The organism is Limnohabitans sp., assembly GCF_023910625.1.
Classification (GTDB): domain Bacteria; phylum Pseudomonadota; class Gammaproteobacteria; order Burkholderiales; family Burkholderiaceae_C; genus Limnohabitans_A.
Window position 1 is genome coordinate 1,814,997 of the sequence record NZ_JAAVVW010000003.1, and the last position, 22,949, is coordinate 1,837,945.

Here is a 22,949-nt window from a genome sequence, read left to right on the forward strand (position 1 = left end):
TTTGAGTGAATTCATTGAACCTGTTCATGCCCTGCGCCGCTGGCGTGGAGGGCTTTTTGGCCGACGAAGTGCACGCCATCACCGGACTCACAGGCCACGACCTGATGACGGGCCGCGGCGGCGTGATGGCCCGCGCCTCGTGGCGCGATGCGATGCGCATCAACCTGCACAGCCGCTTGACCCAACGCGTGCTGGTGCAGTTGTCGGTCACCGATTACCGCAACGAAAACGACCTGTACAACGCCGCCAGCGAAGTGGCTTGGGAAATCTGGTTCACGCCCAAGCAGACCTTCAAGATCGACATCACCGCGCAGCACAGCCCGCTGACCAGCCTGAACTTTGCGGCCCTCAAGATCAAAGACGCGGTGGCCGACCGCTTTCGCGCCAAGCGCGGCGAGCGCCCCAACGTGGACACCACTTGGCCCGACGTGCGCATTTATGCCCACCTGACGCCCGAAACGGCCACGCTCTACATCGACACCTCGGGCGAACCTCTGTTTAAGCGCGGCTGGCGCACCGACAAGGGCGACGCGCCTTTGAAGGAAACCCTGGCCGCCGCCATGATCGCCGCCAGTGGATGGGACACCACGGTTCCACTTTATGACCCCTGCTGCGGCAGCGGCACCATCCCGATCGAAGCGGCCCAAATCGCCTGCGGCATCGCCCCTGGTTTGCAGCGGCGCTTTGGTTTCGAGAAACTGCTGCCCTTCCAGAACCACGTCTGGCAAGGCCTGATCGAAGAAGCCCGCGACCTGGAACACGAACCCACCGCGCCCGTCTTTGGCAGCGATGTGGCGTTCCGCATGGTCGACTTTGCCGAGCGCAACGCCGAACGCGCAGGTGTGTCGGGTGTGATCGAATTCCGGGGTGGCGACGCGCTGCAACGCATGCCACCCAGCGAAACACCTGGCGTGATGCTGCTCAACCCGCCTTATGGCGAACGCATTGCGGCGGCCGGTGTCGCGGGGCGGGGGCGTGACAGCTTCCAACCCGGGGCATTGTCTGAAGCACGTTCCAGCTCCCGTGCAGCCGACCAAAGCCACCACCGCGAAACCGCCCAAACCCAAGACGGCGACGACAGCGTGGACTTCTTTGCCCAACTGGCCAGCCACTGGAAGAAAAACTACAGCGGCTGGAGCGCCTGGATGCTCACGCCCGACCTGAAGCTGCCCAGCAAGATGCGCCTCAAAGAATCGCGCCGCGTGCCCATGTGGAACGGCCCCATCGAATGCCGCTTATTCCGCTTTGACATGATCAAAGGCAGCTTGAAGCGCAATGCAGCCCCCAACGCCGACGCACCGGGGGCTGACGAAACGCCTGCGTCATGAGCGCAGCCGCAGATGCGCAAGCCCCAGTGCGGCGCGTGCTGGACACCAACATCGTGCTCGACCTGTGGGTGTTTGACGAACCCAAGGCGACCGACTTGCGCCACAGTGTCGAGACCGGGAACACGACCTGGATCGCCACCGCCGCCATGCGCGAAGAGCTGGCCCGCGTGCTGGCCTACCCGCAAATCGCCAAGCGCTTGACCGCCCGCGCCTTGCCCGCCGACACGGTGCTGGGCCACTTTGACCGCTGGGCCCAACTGCAGCCCGACGCACCCAAAGCCCCTTACGCCTGCAAAGACGCCGACGACCAGAAATTCATTGACCTTGCCGTGCAGCATACCGCCGCCCTGCACAGCAAAGACGCTCAAGTGCTGTGCATGAAAAAGCGCCTGGAGCGCTGCGGCGTAGCCTTGAACCCGGTCGATCAACGCTCTCCAAACACGGTTGTTTGACCCAAGCATGCATGTGTGCATAAAATGCACACATGCCTACCCCAAAACTTTACAACTGGAATTTTGAAAAAAATCAGTTGTTGCTCAAAGAACGAGGCATTTCTTTTGAGCGAATTGTTTTTGAAATCAGCCTTGGCAATGAACTGGACGTGGTGTTCCACCCTAACCAGGACAAATATCCCGGACAAATGATTTCCATGGTGGAGGTCGATGGCTCTGTCTACGCCGTCCCTTTCATTGAATCAGACACCGAGATTTTTCTCAAAACCATCATCCCCAGCCGCAAGGCCACCAAACAATACAGGAGTCAGTCATGACCAAAAAGCCAATTTATGACGACGAAGAACTGGACATCTTGCAGGCATTGGAGGCGGGTACCCTCAAGCCCGTTGGTGACGCGAACACACGCCGCAAAGCACACCAGGCCACAGCCGAAAGCACGCTGAAAAAAGACCAGCGCCTGAACATTCGCATTTCAAGCCGCGACCTGAAAAGCCTGCAAGCGCGTGCGGTGGAAGAAGGTATCCCCTACCAAACCCTGGCCGCCAGCTTGCTCCACAAATACGTCAACGGACACTTGGTCAACCAACGGTAAGGGGGCTGAAGCCACCCACCTACAATCCCCGCCTGACCTCAGGAACACACCATGAACCCGACCGCTGGCTTGGAAGCCGAAGACTTTGACACCCTGGACAACATCCTGGACGACCTGCGCGAGCGGTTTGAAGAAACCCCGCAATGGGAGTTTTGCGAGGGTTTCATGGCCGCGCTGGTGTGCTGCCGCCGCGCCATTCCCGACAGCGAGTGGCTGCCCATGCTGCTGGGCGTGGACGAGGGTGACACCCCCGACCCAGAAAGCGGCAGCTTTGCCGACGACGCCCAGCGCCAGCAATTCATGGATTTGTGGCAGCGCCGCTTTGACGAAATCAAGCTGGCCCTGGACACCCCGGTGGAAGCGCTGGACGACGACAACGCTTACGCACCCGAAGTGATGGACGTGCGCGGGGCCATTGCCTCGTTGCCGCCCGAAGAACGCGCAGAAATCGACGACAGCGAAATCCCTTCGTTTGCCCAAGTCTGGGCACTGGGCTTCATGTTCGCCGTGGAAAACTGGCCGGACGAATGGGCGGCCCCAAAAGACAAAGACGCCAACAAATGGCACGACCTGTCGCTCGAAGCCGTCGTGGCCTTGACCGAAGACGACACCGACGTGCCCACCTTGTCTGCATTGTCAGAAGACGGCCCACCCAGCGTGAGCGAAGAACGCCTGAACGCGTATGGCGAAGCGCTGTGGGCCATTTATGACTTGCGCGAGATCTGGCGCAACATTGGCCCCCGCGTGGCGCAAGTCATCAAGCAAGCCACCCCAGGGCGCAATGACGCTTGCAGCTGCGGGAGCGGGAAGAAATACAAGAAGTGTTGCGGGGCTTGAGCCCGCAGCAGTAAGCCGTCAAACCATCCACTGGGCCAGCGTTTGGCTGGTGGCTTCGGGCAGTTCTTCGGGGATGAAGTGGCCCGAGGGCATGACCTGACCCGCCACATGGCCCGCGCATTGCGCTTGCCACAACTCAACAGGCTTAAACATGCGGTTGACCACGCCCCGATGGCCCCACAAGACCAACGTGTCGCAGGCGATTTTGTCGCCCCTGGCTCGGCCTTCACGGTCGTGTTGCAGGTCGATGCCCGCGCTGGCGCGGTAGTCTTCGGCGGCGCAGTGGATGGCGGCTGACCAACCCCGCTCGTTCAGGGCAGGGTTACAAAAGGTGCGCTCGTATTCGGCCAAGGCTTCGGGCTCGATGTATGCCAAGCCCTGACTGCCCCAGCCGCCCAGCTTGGCGTGCAGATAGGCCTTGGGGTTGCCGCCGATCATGAACTCCGGCAAGGGCGCGGGTTGTGTCAGGTGGAACCAGTGGTAATACGCTTGGGCAAATGCAAAGTAGGGGTCAACCACCGGGCCGGACACTTCGTTTGTTTTGCCCGGCAATGTCCCCCAGTGCCCGCTGTACATGTCGAGCGTCGGCGCGATGTCGATCACGCAAAGTTTCTTGACGCGGGCGGTATGGTCCAAAGCCAAGCGATGCGCCACGCGCCCACCCCGGTCGTGGCCACACAAAAAGAAGTCGCCCACACCCAGCGCATCGAGCAAACCCACCACCTCTTGCGCCATGGCGCGTTTGCTGTAGTGCAGGTGCCGCACATCGCCCACGGCATGTGACGAATCGCCATAGCCACGCAGGTCCGGCATGACCAAGCGATAACGGCCGCGCAAGTTTTGCGCGACGCGGTGCCACATGACATGGGTTTGCGGAAAGCCGTGCAGCAACACCAGCACCGGCAAATGGGCTTGCGCCGTCCAATCGGTCGACTGCCGATAGGCAACGAGATGCCCCGCCACCGTCCGTGTTTGCCGATCAAAACCGTCAAACCAGGCCATCAGTCGACCTTGGCGCCCGAGGCTTTGACGACCTCGGCCCATTTCTTGTGCTCGGCTTCAATCAGCGCGGCAAACTGTGCAGGTGTGTTGCCGCTCGGAATCGCGCCCAGCGTAGCCAAGCGCTCTTTCATGGCAGGTGAGGCCAAGGACTTGGCCACCTCTTGCTGGATGCGACTGACCACATCGGGGGGCGTGCCAGCAGGCGCCAACAAACCAAACCAGCTGCTGGCCTCAAAGCCCTTGAGCCCTGCGGCTTCTTCCACGGTCGGCAAGTCAGGCAAAGCGGCCGAGCGCTGAGCGCTGGTCACGGCCAGGGCTTTGAGCTTGCCCGCCTTGATGAGCTGCATGGCCGATGGCAGGTTGTCGAACATCACGTCCATGCTGCCGCCCGCCAAGTCCAGCAAGGCCGGGCCGGACCCACGGTAAGGGATGTGCGCCATGAACGTGCCCGTTTTCGACTTGAACAACTCACCCGCCAAATGAATGGAAGTGCCGTTGCCGCTGGACGCCATGTTCAGTTTGCCGGGGTTGGCTTTGGCGTACTTGATGAAATCGTTGACGGTATTGATCTTGTTGGCGGCAGCCTTGTCGGTGTTGACCACCATCACATTGGGCACGCCAGCGACCAGCGTGATTGGCGCAAAGTCTTTGAACGGGTCATAGGGCAACTTGGCGTACAAGGCACGGTTGATGCCGTGGGTACCGACCGTGCCCATGAGCAGGGTGTAACCGTCACCCGCAGACTTGGCCACTTGCTCAGTCCCCAGGTTGCCACCTGCACCGCCCTTGTTTTCAATCACGAATTGCTGGCCAAAGGCTTTGGCCAAATCGGGGGCGATCGCACGAGCCAGAATGTCAGTGGTGCCGCCGGGTGCAAAGGGCACAACAATTTTGACGGGCTTATTGGGCCAAGCGGTTTGCGCCCAAGCGGTGGGGGCCAGCGCAAACAACAACGCTGCGGCGATACCCCAAACGGGACGGCGCGTGAAGGAATGCGACAAGTGAAGCGTGTACTGAACCATGTTTGTCTCCTTGCAGAACATCAAACCATCATGCCACTCGTCTGCAAAAACACTGTCACTCAGGCGAAGAAAGGGGCTGCTTTAAGGGTTTGTCAGGAGCTTTTGCAACTGCAGTTTGAGCACTTTTTCCCAGCGCTCCTCGGCCACGCCGACCACGCCGACCACGGCGCTCTCGGCCACACCCGGCAAAGTCACCCGCTGGTTTTCGATTTCGGCTGGATAGATTTTTTCACCGCCCGAGATGACCATGTCTTTGCTGCGGCCCACGATGCTGATGCAGCCGTCTTGCAGGCCCAGGCCACTTTGTCCTTGTTTTTGCCCTTGCGCGCTCCAGTAGCCGCGCATCAGGTTGTCGGCGCGTATGCATGTTGCCGCCGACATATGATCAACCCATGCACCAAGCCGCCCCATCTCACATCAAAGCGCTGAGTCCAGAGTTTGAAACACCGCATTTCAAGCAAGCACTCTCGCGCTTTGCCACGGGTGTGACCGTCATCACCACTTTCGCACCGGGTGCACACAAGGGCGATTCAGCCAGCAGCAGCTTTGTGGGCATTACAGCCAGTTCATTCAACTCGGTGTCGCTCACACCGCCGCTGGTGCTGTGGAGCCTGGGGCAAGGCGCCAGCAGCGCACCGCTGTTCCATGCGGGCACGCATTACGTGGTGAACGTGCTGGCCGCCGATCAGCTGGAGGTGTGCAACCGTTTTGCCTTCGGCAAGGGCGACCGCTTTGCCGACACCGCTTACACGCTGGGCGAGTCGGGCTTGCCCATTTTGGATGGCGCGCTGGCCTGGTTCGAATGCCACAACCGCAGCCGCCACGAAGAAGGCGACCATGTGATTTTTGTGGGCGAGGTGGAGCGCTGCGGTTTCAGTGATGGCTCGGCCCCACTCGTCTACCAGGGCGGTCAGTTCAGCACCACTACGCCTCTAGCATGAGCAACCCGGCAGGCTTTGTCGACGACTACCTGGCCTATTTGTTGGCACGCGCCAGCCATTTGATTTCGAGCGAATTCCACGCCGTGGTCGAAGCCAGTGGCCTCTCCCTGATGGAGTGGCGTGTCATGGCCAGCCTGTCGGGCAAAGACGCACTGAGCGTGGGCGAGCTGGCCGACATCGTGCTGGCCAAGCAACCCACTGTGACCAAGCTGGTGGGCCGCATGGCAGAAGCCGGGTGGGTCCAACGCGTTGACGCCACGCACGACAAGCGCCAGTCACTGGTGAGCCTCACCGCAGCAGGTCAGCGCAAGGTCAAGCCCTTGCTGGCGCAAGCGCGGGTGCATGAGACGCAGGTCATGGCCGAGATCGGATTAGCCGAAGTCGCGCAATTAAAAAAGGTGTTGGAGCGGATGATTGCAGTGCGCGGATAAGCGCCGATCAGAGGCGTGAAGCGGCCCTCAGTTCACTGATCAAAAAGCGAAGTGGCGTCTGGTTTTTACCGGCATTTGGGGACGCACTCAATGTCGCATACAAAGCCGCACAATTTCTCGCATGATTTGAAAATTTCCTTTGTGCGACATATACTTACGAATCATGTCAAAGTCGCAAAAATTCCAACTCTATGACCATCCCACCCAGATGGAACCGCTGCTTCCGTCTGAACACCGTTTGGGCCCACTGCTGGAGCGTGCTCACGACCTGATCCGCCATGCCGACCGCCTGGCAAGTTGGTGCCCCACCGGTGCACTGCCAAGCCTGCGCCAGATGCTGCGCGCCATGAATTCTTATTACTCCAACCGGATTGAAGGGCAACACACCCTCCCCTTGGAAATAGAGCAAGCCCTGCGCAACGACTATGCACTGGATGCCGACAAAGCCCGCCGCCAGCGTCTGGCGCTCAGCCACATGGCCACAGAGAACCAACTTGAATGCCTGTGGCCGCAATGGACCAACGCGCAAGTCTGGTCGCCACAAACTGTTCAAGACATCCATCAGGACCTGTTTGCCCGCCTGACCGATCAAGACCGAATTCAACACAAGGGCGCAGACATTCAAGTGCTGATTCCCGGAGCCATGCGAACCGCACAAGTGAGTGTGGGTCGGCACGCAGCACCTGATGCTGCGGCATTGCCTGCCTTCATGGATCGGTGGTCCAAGGTATATGGACAAGTGCGACGTGGCGAAATGCAAATCTTGGCGATGGCGGCAGCGCACCAACGTCTGGCGTGGATTCACCCTTTTCTGGATGGCAATGGACGCGTCGCCCGCTTGCACAGCCATCTGGTGCTCGGCCACATGGGCCTGACCAATGGGCTGTGGTCCCCTTTGCGCGGCTTTGCACGCACTCAAGAGACCTACTACGCACGCCTGGCCGCCGCAGACGAGCCCCGTGCAGGGGATCTGGATGGCCGTGGCAACCTGAGCGAATCTGCCCTGATCGCGTGGATGGATTACGTGTTGGACGTTTGCTCCGACCAAGTGGCTTTCATGCGGGAATTGCTCAGCCTGGAGGACATGAAAGGCCGCATGGCCGCCTGCCTGGCGTATGAAGAGCAAGTGGTCGGCGGGGGCGTGCGAAGCACATCGCTTCGGGCTTTGCACTACCTGTTCGCCGCACAAACCGAACTGGACCGCGCCGACTTCAAGGCCATGCTGGGTTTGGGTGATCGGCTGGCCACCGCTCAGGTGTCGGCCTTGCTCAAACGCGGCCTGCTGGAATCGGACAGCCCCTACGGCAAGGTCCGCTTGGGCGTGCCCCAACACGCTCTGCGCTTTTACTTCCCAAGACTTTGGCCTGAGGCCGAAGCTTGAGCATCCACGAACTGGCCAGCATCGTGCTGGCCAAAGAGCCCACCGTGACCAAGCTGGTAAGCGCATCCCCTGATGGCCAGAAGCTGGCATCCTGGGTGGGTATGTGTCCTGGCAACAATGAGTCAGCAGGCAAGCGCAAAAGTGGTCGCATTCGCAAGGGCAACGCTTGGGTTAGACGCCTGCTGTGCGAGTTTGCGCAGGCTGCGGGCAACAAGTCGCTGTGCACTCAAAGACAAGTTCCAAGCGCTCAGCGTACGCAAAGGGCACAAGCGATCCATCGTGGCGCTGGCGCACAAGATGCTGCGCACGATCTACGCGATGCTGAGCAAGAACACCCACTACGTGGACAAAACCGTGGACTACGAGGCGCTGATGGTGGCGCGTCATGCGCCGCGGTGGCTGCAGATGCTGGTCAAGCACGGGTTCGTTCCAGCACCGGTCTGATCTGATCTGATCTGATCTGCGATGAGTTTGTCTTTGCAATCGGCCGTAGCTGGGCCAGGTCTCAGCTCGTTCGCAGGGACGTTTCTTTCACGTTAAGTCGACGCGGCCAGTTCTTCGACCACTCGGGCAAGCCAATCTCCGGCTGCACTACCCAAAGCTCTTCGATGCCTTCCCACAACCACATTGAAACTCAGGGAAGACATGTCTATATCCATCACCTGAAAACCTCCAGCAGCGGCAATGGCCGAGGGTATGAATGCCAATGTGTCGTTCACGCGCATAAACGCCTGCAGAGACGTGTAGCAGGGCAGAGTGGCAATCACGGTGCGACTAACCTTCTGGGTGCCAAGGAAATCATCCAAGCGGCTGCCCAAATTGCCTACGCCGCTGGCGAAATCCACATGAGGATGGGAAGACACATCTCCCAGCTCCTGTATCTGCCGATAGAGGATCGAACCTTCCCGGGTAACACAGCAGTAATGATCGCGTCGCAGTGTCTTTCGTACCAGTCCTGAATCGACGTAGTCAGAAAAACCAATCACCAGATCAGCCTCCCCTTGCGCTAGCATTTTGGCATGCTGAGTGGGATTGAAGTCAATGACTTCAAGCTTCACCCCGGCTGCGCGTTCGCGCATGAGCAGCGAGAGCGACGGGATGATAGACAGTTGTGCATATTCATTTGCGATGACCCTGAACACGTAATCGCTCGTTACAGGATCGAATGGGAATGAATTGAAGATGCCGTCGACCTCTTCAATTATTTTCTCGAATTTTGCCGCTAGTTCATACGCGTAGTCGGTTGGCTGTAGGCCTGCGCTCTGGCGCAGGAAAAGCTCATAGGGAAAGACTTCACGCATGCGCTTGAGGCAATTGCTGACCGCCTGTTGCGATATCTCAAGTCGCTCTGCAACGCGAGAAACGTTTTTCTCGCGCACGAGATGCAGCAAAACCCGCATGTACCTAACATCGATTCTTTCGGTCACTGGGGTTGTATCTCATACAAGTCAATCGTGATTGTTATTGTATCAGTGCGTGCCTAAAGTATCGCTTCCCAAGCATTTAACCAGGAATTCTATGAAAACCGTCATTTTGATTGGCGCCCAAGGGCGCATGGGTCAAGCCGCTATGGCAGGCCTCAAGAAGCACAATGTCATCACCGCCAGTCGCTCAGGCACAGGCTGCGACCACAAGGTCGATATCACCAGCAAGGCGTCGATCAGGGCGTTGTTCGAAAAAGTCGGGTCGTTCGATGCCGTCGTCAATACAGTTGGCTACTGCGAATACGCCAACTTCAGCGAAATGACCGACGAGCAGTGGGACGCAACCATCCAGAGCAAGATGCTCGGCCAGATCAATCTGGTCAATGTGGGTCTGAGCTACATCAAAGACGGCGGTTCATTTACGCTGATTTCGGGCATTCTCAATGTCAAACCCATTCCTATGGCCATCGCGGACGCAACCACGAGCGGCGCGATCGACACCTTCGTACAGTGCGTAGCGCACGAACTTCCACGCCAGGTTCGCATCAACGTGGTCAACCCCACAGTTCTCGAGGAGGCATGGGATGTATACGGGGAGATGATGCCAGGTTTCCAACCTGTCCCCAGCGCGCTGGTAGGTAAAGCGTTCGAGCGTTCGGTCGATGGCTTCATCACCGGCAAGGTGATATTCGTCGACGCCTGACAAAGCGCCCTCGCTTTATTGATGGCTGGTCAAGGCATTTCAATCCCGAGATCTTCATCCACGAGTTGCAACTGAGCCTGGGAACTGCACCTGTCCGCGTATCAATGTCTTTGTCGCACCGCCGATCCAGATGCCATCAGCCATGGTCGAAACGCGAATCCGGCAGGGACGATCCAGAGCAGTGCCTTGGCTGAACGTGTAGGAGCTGGGTGCTTGACCGGTCTGTGCGAACCACTGGGCAATGCCCGCTGCAAGACTGCCCGTTGCCGGATCCTCGGGCAAGCTGTCGCCTGCGATGAACGCGCGGAGTTCGAAGTCGACCTCGCCGTCGCACGGCGGACTGCGCCACGGTGCCAAAACGCCGATGGCCAGTCCATCAAGTTGAGCGAAATCGGGTTTCAGGGCCAGCAACTTGTCGCGATCATCGATCATCAGGGCGAGCCAACCAGCACCGTTGTCCACCCATTGGGCAGACACCAGGCGCGCCCCGACAGCCTGAAGTCTCAACCCGGAAGACACCCGTTCCAGCAACGACGCGTCAATGAGCCCAGACCTGATGAGAGGCGGGGCTCTGAAGGCAAGCCCCTCGACCGAGCGCCGCAAAGTCACCAGGCCGACACCACACTGCTGCACGTAGTCGCGCAGAGCCTGATGCCCGGTCTTCTCCAACCAGGCATGGCAGGCACCCAGTGTTGGATGACCTGCAAAGTCAAGCTCGTGCAGCGAAGAGAAGATGCGAAGGCGGTAGTCAGCCAGGGGATCCGTAGCCGTCAGTACGAAAACCGCCTCGCTGAGATTGGTCCATCGCGTGAAGGACAGCATCTCGGCATCGGAGAGGTTATCTGCATCGAAGACAACACCCACGGCATTCCCCTTGAATGCCGTGCCATTGAATACATCGACGACGGCGTAGGAATGGCTCAATGGGTGGGGTGGTGTATCAGTCATCAGCTTGGAGTATCGAGGTTCGAAGGGGATGTCATGAATTGCCCCGAGGCTCGTTTGTCGTAACTGCGCTGCAAGTCGAACCGGAGTCAGCCGCGAAACCCCGACCAGCGAGCTTCATACTGGGCCGCGCCAGTCTAACATTGGAGTCCGCTTTCCGCCTTCAAAAGCCATTCGAGTTCGAGCATCAGATGACCGCTAATGGCCGATAGCAGACAACGAGCCCACTTGGTTCGATGACTGCTCTCGCTGCACACAAGTCAACGTCTTAGAAGATGTGACCGACTGCAATGGGTCGGCTCCTGCCATTGGTTATCGGATGGGATGGCATGGTCCGATTCCAGCCCAAACCTGCCGCTCGATCTAGGACCTCTGCTGCCTCTCCTTCAGGCCTTTTTCGCTCACTCCGGCACCACCGCCGTCACCTCGATCTCCACCAGCGCCCGGTCTTCCACCAGATCAGCCACCTGCACCAGCGTCATCGCCGGGTAGTTCTTGCCAATCACTTCCTGGTAGACCTTGCCCAGCTCGCGGCCACGGGCCAGGTATTCCTTCTTGTCTTTGACGTACCAGGTCATGCGGGCCATGTGCTGGGGGCCTGCGCCTGCGCACGCCAGCGTGTCGACGATGTTTTGCAGGGCCTGGCGGCACTGGGCTACAAAGTCGTCAGTCTCGAATTGGGCCTGGCCGTTCCAGCCGATCATGCCTGCGACGAACACCATGCGGCCACGCGCTTCGATGCCGTTGGCATAGCCTTTGGCGGGTGCCCAGCCTTCGGGTTGCAAGACGTTAAACATGCTTTTTCCTTTAATCAGTTGGGGACAGAGCTAAAGATCTGTCCCACAAGGTTATTCAGTTGGGGACAGAGCTAAAGATCTGTCCCGCAAAGTTATTTATTGATTGAAATCTGACGCAGCTTGAAGCGCTGCAGTTTGCCGGTTTCGGTGCGCGGCAGCACGTCCATGAACACGATTTTGCGCGGGTACTTGAACGGGGCGATGGTTTGTTTGACGTGCTCTTGCAAGGCTTTTTCCATGGTGGCATCGCCCGTGTGGCCGGGCTTGAGCACCACATAGGCCTGTACGATGTGACCACGGTCTTCGTCGGGCATGCCGACCACGCCGCACTCGGCCACGGCCGGGTGTTGGAGCAGAGCGCCTTCGACCTCGGGGCCTGCGATGTTGTAGCCGGCCGAGATGATCATGTCGTCGTTGCGGGCCTGGTAGCTGAAGTAACCGTCGGCATCCATGACAAAGGTGTCGCCGGGCAGGTTCCAGCCGTTTTTCACATAGTCCTGTTGGCGCGGATCGGCCAGGTATTTGCAGCCCGTGGGGCCGCGCACCGCCAAACGCCCTACCACGCCGGGCGGCACGGGCTGCATGTTGTCGTCCACGATTTGCGCCACATAGCCGGGCACCACCTGGCCGATGCTGCCCGCACGCACCTGCTGGCCCGCGCTGGAGATGTAGATGTGGATCACCTCGGTGCCGCCAATGCCATCGGTCATCTCGATGCCGGTGGCCTGCTTCCACAACTGGCGGGTGGCGTCGGGCAAGGCCTCGCCTGCCGACACCGGGTGCTTGAGGCTGCTCAGGTCGTGCTGCCCCGCCATCGTCGCCATTTGGCGGTACATGGTAGGCGCGGTGTAGCACTGGGTGGCGCGGTACTTGGCCACGGTCTGCAGCAAGGTCTCGGGCGTGTGCTTTTCGAGCAGCACGGTGCTGGCACCATAGCGCAGCGGAAACGCCAGCAAGCCGCCCAGCCCGAAGGTGAAGGCAATCGGCGGTGTGCCACAGACCACGTCGTTTTCAGTCATGCGCAGGATGTGGCGTGGGAACAAATCGCACATGGCCAGCACATCGCGGTGAAAGTGCATGGTGCCCTTGGGCTTGCCGGTGGTGCCGCTGGTGAAAGCGATCAGGCACACGTCGTCACGGCTGGTGGCGTGTGGCGTGTAGGCACCGCTGTGCCGCTGCATGCGCTGCTCCAGACCATCGGCCGCTTCGCTGCGGAACTGCACCATCTGCTTCAGGCAGGGCACATGGCTGGCGTGGCCGGGTGTCATGCAGTGCTGCAGTTCGTCAGCCAGCAGGCTGTCGCACAGCGCGGCGCTGACTTGCGCTTTGTCGATGATTTGCGCCAACTCGCCCGCACGCAGCAGCGGCATGGTGGGCACCGCCACCAGGCCCGCCTTGAGCGCGCCCAGCAAACAAGCGGCCATCATGGGGCTGTTGCCACCGCGCAGCAAAATGCGCTGGCCCGATACCAAGCCCATGTCCTGCGTCAGCACCTGGGCGATGCGGTTGCTTTTGTCTTGCAGTTGGGCATAGGTCCAGCTGAAGTCGCCCCCGCCCGTGTTGAAGTCACTCACGCCGTGCAGCGCAATGCGGTCGCCTCGGCCACCCTGCACATGCCGGTCCACCAGTTCCACCGCGCAGTTGAGTTGGTCGGGGTATTTCAGCTCGGGCAGGTCGGCCATGAACACAGGCAGCTGGTCTTTAGGCGGCAGCCGGTCACGCGAAAAGGTGTCGGTGTGGCTGCTGGGCAGCAGTTCGTTCCAGTCCTTCATGTTCTTGTCTCCTTTTTTGTTTCTACTGATCAGCGCTTGCAGCACCACACTGTCGAGGTGCCCCGGGGGCGGGGGCCGATTTCTGCGTACCCCCGCAGCATGAGGCCCCCGCCCCCGGGGCTCCTCGACAGCTCACCCGAGCAGACGCAACGAAGCATCAGCCTTTCAACAAGTCCTTGCCAATGATCAGCTGCTGCACTTCGGTCGCGCCTTCGTAAATGCGCAGCGCCCGAATCTCGCGGTACAGCGACTCGACCATCACGCCTTTTTTGACGCCCATGCCGCCATGCATCTGCACCGCCATGTCGATGATCTGCTGGGCGTTTTCGGTGGCGGTCATCTTGGCCATGGCCGCTTCGCGGGTGATGCGTGCGCCCTGGTCGCGCAGCCAGGCGGCGCGGTAGGTCAAGAGCGTGGCGGCGTCGAGCATCGTGGCCATCTGCGCGATCTTGGTTTGGGTGATCTGAAAGTCACCCAAGCTTTGGCCAAACATCTTGCGTGAACGCGCCCAAGCAATGGACTCATGCAGCGCACGCCGCGCAAAACCCAGCGCCGCTGCCGCCACGGAAGTGCGAAACACATCGAGCGTGGCCATGGCCACCTTGAAGCCTTGGCCTGCATCGCCAATCCGCTGCGCTGCAGCTACTTTGCAGTTGTCAAACTTGAGCGTGGCCAGCGGGTGCGGCGCGACGACGTCGATGCGTTCTTCAATCGACAAGCCGGGCGTGTCGGCATCCACAATGAAGGCGGTGATGCCACGCGCCCCCGGCGCTTCGCCCGTGCGGGCGAACACCACATAAAAGTCGGCAATGCCGCCGTTGCTGATCCAGGTCTTGCGGCCGTTGAGCACATAGCCGTCTGCCGTGGCGGTGGCGCTGCACTGCATGGCGGCCACGTCAGAGCCGGCATCGGGCTCGCTGAGTGCAAAAGCCGACAGCGCTTGGCCCGAAGCCACGCGGGGCAGATAGCGTTGCTTTTGGTCAGCCGAGCCCATCAGGCTGATGGCCCCGGTGCCCAAACCCTGCATGGCAAAGGCGAAGTCCGACAAGCCGTTGTGAAACGCCAGCGTCTCGCGCAGCAGGCACAGCTGTCGCGTGTCGATCACGTCGGATGCGGCGCCATAGGCAATGCCGGAGACCGCATGTTTGAGCCAGCCGCCGCTGCCGAGCAGACGCACCAGACGGATGCATTCGGCATCGACCGCGTCGCGGCTTTCGTCGTGGTGGGCGTGAGCCAAGTGTTCGTTGCACCAGGCATCCAGCCGCGACTTGAAGGCGCGGTGGCTGTCGTCAAAGAAGGGCCAGTCGAGTTCTGCGGGGTGGGTCATGTATCAGTCCCCTTCAAACACAGGCGTTTGCTTGGCCACAAAAGCATGGTACGCCCGGTGGAAGTCGTTGGTGGCCATGCAGATGGCCTGCGCTTGGGCTTCGGCCTCGATGGCTTCGTCGACGCCCATGTTCCATTCTTGTTGAAGCATTTTTTTGGTGATGCCGTTGGCAAAGGTGGGGCCCGCCACCAGCTGGGCGGCCATGGCTTGCGCATCGGCCAGCACGCTGTCGGCTTCGCACACACGGTTGTAAAAGCCCCAGCGCTCGGCCTCCAGCGCGCCCAAGCCGCGCCCGGTGAACAGCAGCTCGCTGGCACGGCCCTGGCCGATGATGCGCGGTAGCAATGCGCATGCACCCATGTCGCAACCGGCCAAACCGACCTTGTTGAACAGGAAATAAGTTTTGCTGCGCTCGGTGCCGTAGCGCAAGTCAGACGCCATGGCCAAGATCGCCCCGGCCCCGGCGCACACGCCGTCAATGGCGGCAATGATGGGTTGTGGGCAGGCACGCATGGCCTTGACCAAATCGCCCGTCATGCGGGTGAAGGCCAAGAGGCCCGGCATGTCGAGCTTTGTGAGCGGGCCGATGATTTCGTGCACATCACCACCGGAGCAAAAGTTGCCCCCGGCGCCCGTGATGACCACCGCGTGGATATCGGGCGCGTAGGCCAATGCGCGGAAGAAGTCGCGCAGCTCGGCATACGAGTCGAACGAGAGCGGGTTCTTGCGCTCGGGTCGGTTCAGGCTGATCGTGGCGACGCCATCTTTGACAGACAACAAAAAGTGCTCGGGCTGGTAACCCGCCAATGGTTGGTTGTGGCGGGGCAGCTGGTGCGGCTGGCCGGGCAGGTAGCGTTGGGTCATGACTTCTCCTTTTGATGGGTACGGTTGCCGGACTTGAGGGCGCCAAGCAGTTGGTGCAGCTGTGTTTGTTCGTTCTCGGCCAGCGGGCCCAACAACTCGACCACCCAGCCTTCGTGGGCCAGGGCCATGGCGGCAAAAGCGCTGCGCCCGGCCTCGGTCAGGCTGACGGTGAAAGAGCGGCGGTCGCCGACTTGCGTTTGGCGCTGCACCAGTTGTTCTTTTTCAAGCTGGTCCACGATGCTGGTGACATTGCCACCCGTGACCATCATGCGGCGCGACAACTCACTCATCGACAGCCCTTGCGGCTCGCGCTCCAGCTGGGCCATCAGGTCAAAGCGCGGCAGCGTGATGTCAAACTGCTCGCGCAGGCGCTGGCGGATGGTGTCTTCGATGCGGGTTGTGCACGACAGCAGGCGCAACCACAGGCGCAGCGAGGCGTGGTGGTCGGCGTGCGCGCGAACTTCCATGTCCGTGGGCATGGCCCCCACGCTCGGCACTGCGTGTCCTTCGCTGCCCCCCGAGTGGGCGCGAGCTGGCTTGAGGCGGCTCGGCGCTGCGCTCTTTTTCATCCTGCCAACTCCCCGCCGTCGATGGCCATGGTTTGGCCGTTGATGGCGTCGCTGCCTGCAGCACACAGCCACAGCACGCTTTGCGCCACTTCGTGGGGCTGCACCAGGCGCTGCTGCGGGTTGCTGGCAGCCAGGGCCTGGCGCGCTTCGGCTTCGCTCTTGCCGGTTTTGCCCACAATGTTTTGCACCGCTTCGCGCACGATGTCGGTCTCGGTGTAGCCAGGGCAAATGGCGTTCACGGTCACGCCCTTGCGTGCCAATTCGAGTGCGAGCGCTTTGGTCAGGCCCACCACACCGTGCTTGGCCGCCACATAGGCGCTCACGTAGGCGTAGCCTTTGAGGCCTGCGGTGCTGGCGATGTTGACGATGCGGCCCGGCGTGCCGGCTTTCGCAGCGTCGAGCATGCCGGGCAGCACGGCCTGAATGCAGTGGTAGGTGCCCGTGAGGTTGACGTTGAGCATCTTCTGCCAGAGCGCGGCATCGGTCTTGGCAAAGGGCTGGCTGCTCGCCTGGCCCGCGTTGTTGACCAGAATGTTGACGGGGCCGAAGCGCGACTGCGCCTGCTGCACCGCAGCTTGCACAGCTTGTTCATCGGCCACGTCCATGGGCGCAATCAGCACCGCCAGATCGGGCACTTGCTCGCGCAGCGCTTCGGCCTGGGCTTGCAGGGTGCCTTGCGAGCGGCCACACAGGGTCAAGCGGCAGCCGGTTTGTGCCAGCTGCAGCGAGATGGCTGCGCCGATGCCTGCGCCCGCGCCTGTGATGAGGGCGTGACGGCCTTCAAGTTCTTGGAACATCTCAGTCCCCCTTACTCGCAGTCTGCATGGCACGCTCACGGGCAAAGCCCGCTTCGAGCTGGGGCTTGCCCGATTCGTAGGCGCGGGGCCAGACGATGTCTTTGAAGCCGATGCGCGCCGCTTCGGTCAGTGTCCAGGCCGGATTGGCCAGGTGTGGGCGGGCCACAGCGCACAGATCGGCGCGGCCTGCGGCCAAGATGCTGTTGACGTGGTCGGCTTCAGAGATGGCTCCGACTGCGATGGTGGCGATGCCCGCTTCTTGGCGGATGCGGTCGGCAAAGGGGGTTTGGTACATGCGGCCGTACGTGGGCTTTTGCTTGGCGCTGACCTGGCCCGACGAACAGTCGATCATGTCGGCACCAGCGGCCTTGAAGGCGCGGGCGATCTCGACCGCATCGCTGGGCGTGATGCCGCCTTCGACCCAGTCGTGTGCCGAAATTCGCACCGACATGGGCAGGTCTTTCGGCCAGGCGGCACGAACGGCGGCAAACACTTCAAGCGGGTAGCGCAGGCGGTTGGCGAGCGATCCGCCGTAGTCGTCGCTGCGTTGGTTGGTGAGCGGGCTGATGAAGCTCGACAGCAGGTAGCCGTGGGCGCAGTGCAGTTCGAGCCAGTCAAAACCAGCCGGAACTGCACGTTGTGTGCAGGCCACAAACTCGGCTGTGACGCGGTCCATGTCGGCGCGGTTCATGGCGCGGGGCACGTCGCCGTGTGGCAAATAGGGTTGGGCGGATGCCGCAATCAATGGCCAGTTGCCTTCGGGGTCATCGGCAGGCACGGGCTGGTCCATGCCTGGGCCTTGCCATGGGCGGCAGCTCGAACCTTTGGGTCCGGCGTGGCCGATTTGCAAGCCAATCTTGGCGTCAGACTTGGCATGCACCCAATCGGTGATGCGTTTGAAATCTTCGGTCTGCGCATCGTTCCACAGGCCCGGGCAGCCATGGGTGATGCGACCATCGGCACTGGGCGCGGTCATTTCGACCATGACCAAACCTGCGCCGCCCATGGCGCGTGCGCCCAGGTGCACCAAGTGGTCATCCCCCGCTCGGCCGTCCACTGCAATGTATTGCGCCATGGGCGAAACCACAACGCGGTTCTTGAGCGTGACCGAGCGCTGGGTGTAGGGCGTGAACATGGGTGGGCGAATGCCAGGCTTGGAAGTGCGGCCTGCAAACCAGGCCTCGTAGCCCTCTAGCCAAGCCTTATCGCGCAGACGCAAATTCTCGTGACTGATGCGTTGACTGCGGGTGAGCATCGAGTACATGAACTGCTCGGGTTCGAGCTGGTCGCAGTAACGCTCGCCGCACACCTCGAACCACTCCATCGCGTTCCAGGCGGCGTTTTGCAGGCGGATGACATCGATCTCACGTACGGCTTGGTAATGCTGCAGCACCTCGGGGATGCGGTCAGCTGTGTCACCCAAGGCCTTGAATTGACGCACCAGTTCGATGGCGTCTTCCAGCGCGAGTTTGGTCCCCGAGCCAATGGCAAAGTGTGCAGTGTGCACCGCATCGCCCATCAACACCACATGGCTGTTGCCGTTGAAGTGCGACCAGTTTTCGCACTTGACGCGCTGAAAGTTCAACCAAGCCGAGCCGCGCAGGTGGCGGGCGTTGGTCATCAACTTTTCGCCTTGCAGGTTATTGGCAAAGAGCTTTTCGCAGAAGTCTATTGATGCATCCTGATCGGCCTTGTCAAGACCGTGCGCCAGCCAGACGTGCTCGGGGCACTCGACGATGAAGGTCGAGGTTTGGTTGTCAAACTTGTAGACGTGGGCCTGAAACCAGCCATGCTCGGTCTTCTCGAACAAGAAAGTAAAGGCGTCGTACTGGCGGTTGGTGCCGAGCCAGATGAATCGATTGGGACGCGTCACAATATCGGGCTTGAACACTTCGGGCAACCGGCTTCGCACACGCGAATTGACACCGTCGCTGGCGATGATCAGGTCGGCATCGGGAAAGTCGAGATCGGAATTCACATCTTGCTCAAACAAGAGCTTGACGCCGACCTGTTCGCAGCGATCCTGCAAGATGTTAAGCAACTTCTTGCGACCGATGCCCACAAAGCCGTGACCGCCTGAACGGATCACCCGGTCTTTGAAGTGCAGCTCAATGTCATCCCAATGGTTGAATGCTTGTTCCACCTCTGCAGCGGTTTCTTTGTCCCACTCGCGCATGTTCTCCAGCGTCTGGTCCGAAAACACCACGCCCCAGCCGAAGGTGTCGTAGGGCTTGTTGCGCTCGACCACGGTGATGTCGTGGTGGGGGCCGAGTTTTTTCATCAGCAACGCGAAGTACAAACCCGAGGGACCACCGCCAATGCACACGATTTTCATATTGGTTCTCTTTGCAACGGACCGAACAGGCCATTAATTAAGGCCTATATATTTCAAACCTCAAGTATTAAAGCAAATGAGATGACGGTCAATCGGGTGCTAACCCGTAGAGAAGCAAAAATTAAGGGGTGGTGCGGTTGAAGAAATGCTTCGCACAAAGCAAAACGCCCCACCGTAAGGTGAGGCGTTTCGGGCTGTTAGAAGCCTGACGATGTCCTACTTTCACACGGGAATCCGCACTATCATCGGCGCTAAGTCGTTTCACGGTCCTGTTCGAGATGGGAAGGAGTGGGGCCAACTTGCTATGGTCATCAGGCATAACTGGGTGTCGTCTTGACGCAAGTCAAAACAACAAATTCATAGAGTTTCGAATCAGATTTTGGCCCTTTAACCGGGCTACTAACCCGGCCTTTCAGCCTTTTTTGAATGCGTCAACTTGGCATAACTTCCCTGACCAATGCACACCTTGCGGCGTGTGATCAAAGTTATAGGGTCAAGCCTCACGAGCAATTAGTACAGGTTAGCTTAACGCATTACTGCGCTTCCACACCCTGCCTATCAACGTCCTGGTCTTGAACGACTCTTTAGGGGGCTCAAGGCCCCGGCAGATCTCATCTTGAAACGAGTTTCCCGCTTAGATGCTTTCAGCGGTTATCTCTTCCACACTTAGCTACTCGGCAATGCCACTGGCGTGACAACCGATACACCAGAGGTGTGTCCACTCCGGTCCTCTCGTACTAGGAGCAGGCTTCCTCAAATCTGCAGCGCCCACGGAAGATAGGGACCAAACTGTCTCACGACGTTTTAAACCCAGCTCACGTACCTCTTTAAATGGCGAACAGCCATACCCTTGGGACCGGCTACAGCCCCAGGATGAGATGAGCCGACATCGAGGTGCCAAACACCGCCGTCGATATGAACTCTTGGGCGGTATCAGCCTGTTATCCCCAGAGTACCTTTTATCCGTTGAGCGATGGCCCTTCCATACAGAACCACCGGATCACTATGTCCTACTTTCGTATCTGCTCGACTTGTCAGTCTCGCAGTTAAGCACGCTTATGCCATTGCACTATTATCACGATGTCCGACCGTAACTAGCGTACCTTCGAACTCCTCCGTTACGCTTTGGGAGGAGACCGCCCCAGTCAAACTGCCTACCATGCACTGTCCCCGATCCAGATAATGGACCTAGGTTAGAACCTCAAACACACCAGGGTGGTATTTCAACGTTGGCTCCACAAGATCTAGCGACCTCGCTTCAAAGCCTCCCACCTATCCTACACAGATCTGTTCAAAGTCCAATACAAAGCTACAGTAAAGGTTCATGGGGTCTTTCCGTCTTTCCGCGGGGAGATTGCATCATCACAAACATTTCAACTTCGCTGAGTCTCAGGAGGAGACAGTGTGGCCATCGTTACGCCATTCGTGCAGGTCGGAACTTACCCGACAAGGAATTTCGCTACCTTAGGACCGTTATAGTTACGGCCGCCGTTTACTGGGACTTCAATCAAGAGCTTGCACCCCATCATTTAATCTTCCAGCACCGGGCAGGCGTCACACCCTATACGTCCACTTTCGTGTTTGCAGAGTGCTGTGTTTTTATTAAACAGTCGCAGCCACCGATTTTTTGCAACCCCGTTCGGCTCCCTTTGTTCAAGTTCACCTAATAGGGGCATACCTTCTCCCGAAGTTACGGTATCAATTTGCCGAGTTCCTTCTCCTGAGTTCTCTCAAGCGCCTTAGAATACTCATCTCGCGCACCAGTGTCGGTTTGCGGTACGGTCAATGACAAGCTGAAGCTTAGTGGCTTTTCCTGGAAGCAGGGTATCACTCACTTCAGGTGCAAGCACCCTCGTTATCACCCCTCATCTAAGCCCGGCGGATTTGCCTACCAGGCACGACTACAGGCTTGAACCAACATGTCCAACAGTTGGCTGAGCTAACCTTCTCCGTCCCCACATCGCACTTGTCATCGGTACAGGAATATTGACCTGTTTCCCATCAGCTACGCATCTCTGCCTCGCCTTAGGGGCCGACTCACTCTACGCCGATGAACGTTGCGTAGAAAACCTTGCGCTTACGGCGAGGGGGCTTTTCACCCCCTTTAACGCTACTCATGTCAGCATTCGCACTTCTGATACCTCCAGCAGGGTTTACACCACCACCTTCACAGGCCTACAGAACGCTCTCCTACCACTTGCAATAAATTGCAAATCCGCAGCTTCGGTAACTGGCTTAGCCCCGTTACATCTTCCGCGCAGGACGACTCGATCAGTGAGCTATTACGCTTTCTTTAAATGATGGCTGCTTCTAAGCCAACATCCTGACTGTTTTAGCCTTCCCACTTCGTTTCCCACTTAGCCAATTTTAGGGACCTTAGCTGGCGGTCTGGGTTGTTTCCCTCTTGAGTCCGGACGTTAGCACCCGGTGCTCTGTCTCCCAAGCTGTACTCATCGGTATTCGGAGTTTGCCTTGGTTTGGTAAGTCGCCATGACCCCCTAGCCAAAACAGTGCTCTACCCCCGATGGTAATACTTGAGGCACTACCTAAATAGTTTTCGGAGAGAACCAGCTATTTCCAAGTTTGTTTAGCCTTTCACCCCTATCCACAGGTCATCCGCTAATTTTGCAACATTAGTCGGTTCGGACCTCCAGTACCTGTTACGGCACCTTCATCCTGCCCATGGATAGATCACTTGGTTTCGGGTCTACACCCAGCGACTGATCGCCCTATTCGGACTCGATTTCTCTACGGCTTCCCTATTCGGTTAACCTTGCCACTGAATGTAAGTCGCTGACCCATTATACAAAAGGTACGCAGTCACCCCTTTCGAGGCTCCTACTTTTTGTAAGCATGCGGTTTCAGGATCTATTTCACTCCCCTCCCGGGGTTCTTTTCGCCTTTCCCTCACGGTACTTGTTCACTATCGGTCAATGATGAGTATTTAGCCTTGGAGGATGGTCCCCCCATATTCAGACAGGATTTCTCGTGTCCCGCCCTACTTGTCGTTAGCTCAGTACCACACATTTGTTTTCGCATACGGGACTATCACCCACTATGGTCGGCCTTTCCATGCCGCTTTGCTAACAATTGTGCTATCACTAACAGGCTCTTCCGATTTCGCTCGCCACTACTTTCGGAATCTCGGTTGATGTCTTTTCCTCGAGCTACTGAGATGTTTCAGTTCACCCGGTTCGCCTCGCATGACTATGTATTCATCATGCGATACCCCTAAGGGTGGGTTTCCCCATTCAGAAATCTCCGGATCAAAGCTTATTTGCCAGCTCCCCGAAGCTTATCGCAGGCTTTCACGTCTTTCGTCGCCTATCATTGCCAAGGCATCCACCACATGCTCTTATTCACTTGACCCTATAACTTTGAACTCTCTTGCGAGACCTCATCGTTGTTTTCAAGGAATGTCTGTCAG

The 22,949-nt window shown here is 59.0% G+C and carries 20 protein-coding genes, 2 rRNA genes and 2 pseudogenes; 10 read left to right on the forward strand and 14 right to left on the reverse strand.

The features are described 5' to 3' along the window. Positions 1–5 precede the first annotated feature (5 nt). From HEQ17_RS12085 to HEQ17_RS12105, 5 genes are read left to right on the forward strand one after another with little or no spacing between them, the layout of a single operon-like run. The gene (locus HEQ17_RS12085; RefSeq protein WP_296292973.1) at positions 6–1,328 is read left to right on the forward strand and encodes a THUMP domain-containing protein; all 1,323 of its coding nucleotides are present in this window, start codon (positions 6–8) and stop codon (positions 1,326–1,328) included. Next, entirely contained in the window at positions 1,325–1,780 is a 456-nt protein-coding gene (locus HEQ17_RS12090; RefSeq protein ID WP_296292974.1) for a putative toxin-antitoxin system toxin component, PIN family, read from the forward strand. Before HEQ17_RS12085 ends, HEQ17_RS12090 begins: the two co-directional genes overlap by 4 nt. A gap of 32 nt (positions 1,781–1,812) precedes the next feature. Then, entirely contained in the window at positions 1,813–2,097 is a 285-nt protein-coding gene (locus HEQ17_RS12095; RefSeq protein WP_296292975.1) for a BrnT family toxin, read from the forward strand. Beyond that, positions 2,094–2,375 carry a hypothetical protein gene (locus tag HEQ17_RS12100; RefSeq protein ID WP_296292976.1) on the forward strand — a complete coding sequence of 94 codons (282 nt, stop codon included), beginning with the start codon at positions 2,094–2,096 and terminating at the stop codon, positions 2,373–2,375. Before HEQ17_RS12095 ends, HEQ17_RS12100 begins: the two co-directional genes overlap by 4 nt. Before the next feature lie 51 nt (positions 2,376–2,426). Next, a complete protein-coding gene (locus HEQ17_RS12105) occupies positions 2,427–3,212 on the forward strand; it encodes a UPF0149 family protein (protein WP_296292977.1) in 786 nt (261 codons plus the stop codon). Between the two features lie 18 nt (positions 3,213–3,230). On the opposite strand, the gene HEQ17_RS12110 is transcribed toward HEQ17_RS12105, so the two are convergent. The 3 genes and pseudogenes from HEQ17_RS12110 to HEQ17_RS12120 all read right to left on the reverse strand — a co-directional run. Beyond that, positions 3,231–4,214 (reverse strand): alpha/beta hydrolase, encoded by a 984-nt coding sequence (locus HEQ17_RS12110; RefSeq protein WP_296293744.1) that lies wholly within the window; start codon positions 4,212–4,214, stop codon positions 3,231–3,233. Then, positions 4,214–5,236: a tripartite tricarboxylate transporter substrate binding protein gene (locus HEQ17_RS12115; RefSeq protein WP_296292978.1), complete on the reverse strand. Its 1,023-nt coding sequence runs from the start codon at positions 5,234–5,236 to the stop codon at positions 4,214–4,216. The genes HEQ17_RS12110 and HEQ17_RS12115 overlap by 1 nt, the downstream gene beginning before the upstream one ends. A 120-nt stretch (positions 5,237–5,356) precedes the next feature. Beyond that, a pseudogene (locus HEQ17_RS12120) lies at positions 5,357–5,524 on the reverse strand (long-chain fatty acid--CoA ligase); the annotation flags it as partial. A gap of 104 nt (positions 5,525–5,628) precedes the next feature. On the opposite strand from HEQ17_RS12120, the gene HEQ17_RS12125 reads away from it, so the two are divergent. From HEQ17_RS12125 to HEQ17_RS12140, 4 genes and pseudogenes are all read left to right on the forward strand, one after another. Continuing rightward, on the forward strand, positions 5,629–6,177 hold the full coding sequence (locus HEQ17_RS12125; RefSeq protein WP_296292979.1) for a flavin reductase family protein: 549 nt from the start codon (positions 5,629–5,631) through the stop codon (positions 6,175–6,177). Next, on the forward strand, positions 6,174–6,608 hold the full coding sequence (locus HEQ17_RS12130) for a MarR family transcriptional regulator (RefSeq protein WP_296292980.1): 435 nt from the start codon (positions 6,174–6,176) through the stop codon (positions 6,606–6,608). Before HEQ17_RS12125 ends, HEQ17_RS12130 begins: the two co-directional genes overlap by 4 nt. 208 nt (positions 6,609–6,816) lie before the next feature. Next, positions 6,817–7,989, forward strand: coding sequence for a Fic family protein (locus HEQ17_RS12135; RefSeq protein ID WP_296292981.1), 1,173 nt, complete (start codon positions 6,817–6,819; stop codon positions 7,987–7,989). A 77-nt stretch (positions 7,990–8,066) separates the two neighbouring features. Beyond that, a pseudogene (locus HEQ17_RS12140) lies at positions 8,067–8,433 on the forward strand (transposase); the annotation flags it as partial. Positions 8,434–8,525: 92 nt separating this feature from the next. On the opposite strand, the gene HEQ17_RS12145 reads toward HEQ17_RS12140, so the two are convergent. Beyond that, positions 8,526–9,389: a LysR family transcriptional regulator gene (locus HEQ17_RS12145; RefSeq protein ID WP_296292982.1), complete on the reverse strand. Its 864-nt coding sequence runs from the start codon at positions 9,387–9,389 to the stop codon at positions 8,526–8,528. A gap of 76 nt (positions 9,390–9,465) precedes the next feature. On the opposite strand from HEQ17_RS12145, the gene HEQ17_RS12150 reads away from it, so the two are divergent. Next, positions 9,466–10,116, forward strand: coding sequence for a short chain dehydrogenase (locus tag HEQ17_RS12150; protein WP_296292983.1), 651 nt, complete (start codon positions 9,466–9,468; stop codon positions 10,114–10,116). 54 nt (positions 10,117–10,170) lie between these two features. Here the strand turns inward: HEQ17_RS12150 and HEQ17_RS12155 are convergent, their stop codons facing one another. From HEQ17_RS12155 to HEQ17_RS12200, 10 genes are all read right to left on the reverse strand, one after another. Next, positions 10,171–11,064 (reverse strand): PhzF family phenazine biosynthesis protein, encoded by an 894-nt coding sequence (locus tag HEQ17_RS12155; protein ID WP_133699757.1) that lies wholly within the window; start codon positions 11,062–11,064, stop codon positions 10,171–10,173. Between the two features lie 398 nt (positions 11,065–11,462). Next, a complete protein-coding gene (locus HEQ17_RS12160) occupies positions 11,463–11,858 on the reverse strand; it encodes a RidA family protein (RefSeq protein ID WP_019430837.1) in 396 nt (131 codons plus the stop codon). A 92-nt stretch (positions 11,859–11,950) separates the two neighbouring features. Then, the gene (locus HEQ17_RS12165) at positions 11,951–13,612 is read right to left on the reverse strand and encodes an AMP-binding protein (RefSeq protein ID WP_296293745.1); all 1,662 of its coding nucleotides are present in this window, start codon (positions 13,610–13,612) and stop codon (positions 11,951–11,953) included. A 175-nt stretch (positions 13,613–13,787) separates the two neighbouring features. Then, the gene (locus tag HEQ17_RS12170; protein WP_296292984.1) at positions 13,788–14,957 is read right to left on the reverse strand and encodes an acyl-CoA dehydrogenase family protein; all 1,170 of its coding nucleotides are present in this window, start codon (positions 14,955–14,957) and stop codon (positions 13,788–13,790) included. Between the two features lie 3 nt (positions 14,958–14,960). Next, the gene (locus HEQ17_RS12175; protein WP_296292985.1) at positions 14,961–15,821 is read right to left on the reverse strand and encodes an enoyl-CoA hydratase family protein; all 861 of its coding nucleotides are present in this window, start codon (positions 15,819–15,821) and stop codon (positions 14,961–14,963) included. Next, entirely contained in the window at positions 15,818–16,300 is a 483-nt protein-coding gene (locus tag HEQ17_RS12180) for a MarR family transcriptional regulator (RefSeq protein WP_296293746.1), read from the reverse strand. Before HEQ17_RS12180 ends, HEQ17_RS12175 begins: the two co-directional genes overlap by 4 nt. A gap of 86 nt (positions 16,301–16,386) precedes the next feature. Next, positions 16,387–17,187, reverse strand: a complete 801-nt coding sequence (locus HEQ17_RS12185) for an SDR family NAD(P)-dependent oxidoreductase (RefSeq protein WP_296292986.1) — start codon at positions 17,185–17,187, stop codon at positions 16,387–16,389. Between the two features lies 1 nt (position 17,188). Further along, positions 17,189–19,522 carry a bifunctional salicylyl-CoA 5-hydroxylase/oxidoreductase gene (locus HEQ17_RS12190; RefSeq protein ID WP_296292987.1) on the reverse strand — a complete coding sequence of 778 codons (2,334 nt, stop codon included), beginning with the start codon at positions 19,520–19,522 and terminating at the stop codon, positions 17,189–17,191. 203 nt (positions 19,523–19,725) lie between these two features. Beyond that, a 5S ribosomal RNA gene (gene rrf / locus HEQ17_RS12195) occupies positions 19,726–19,838 on the reverse strand. A 173-nt stretch (positions 19,839–20,011) separates the two neighbouring features. Beyond that, positions 20,012–22,891: ribosomal RNA gene (locus HEQ17_RS12200) — 23S ribosomal RNA — on the reverse strand. Positions 22,892–22,949: the final 58 nt, after the last annotated feature.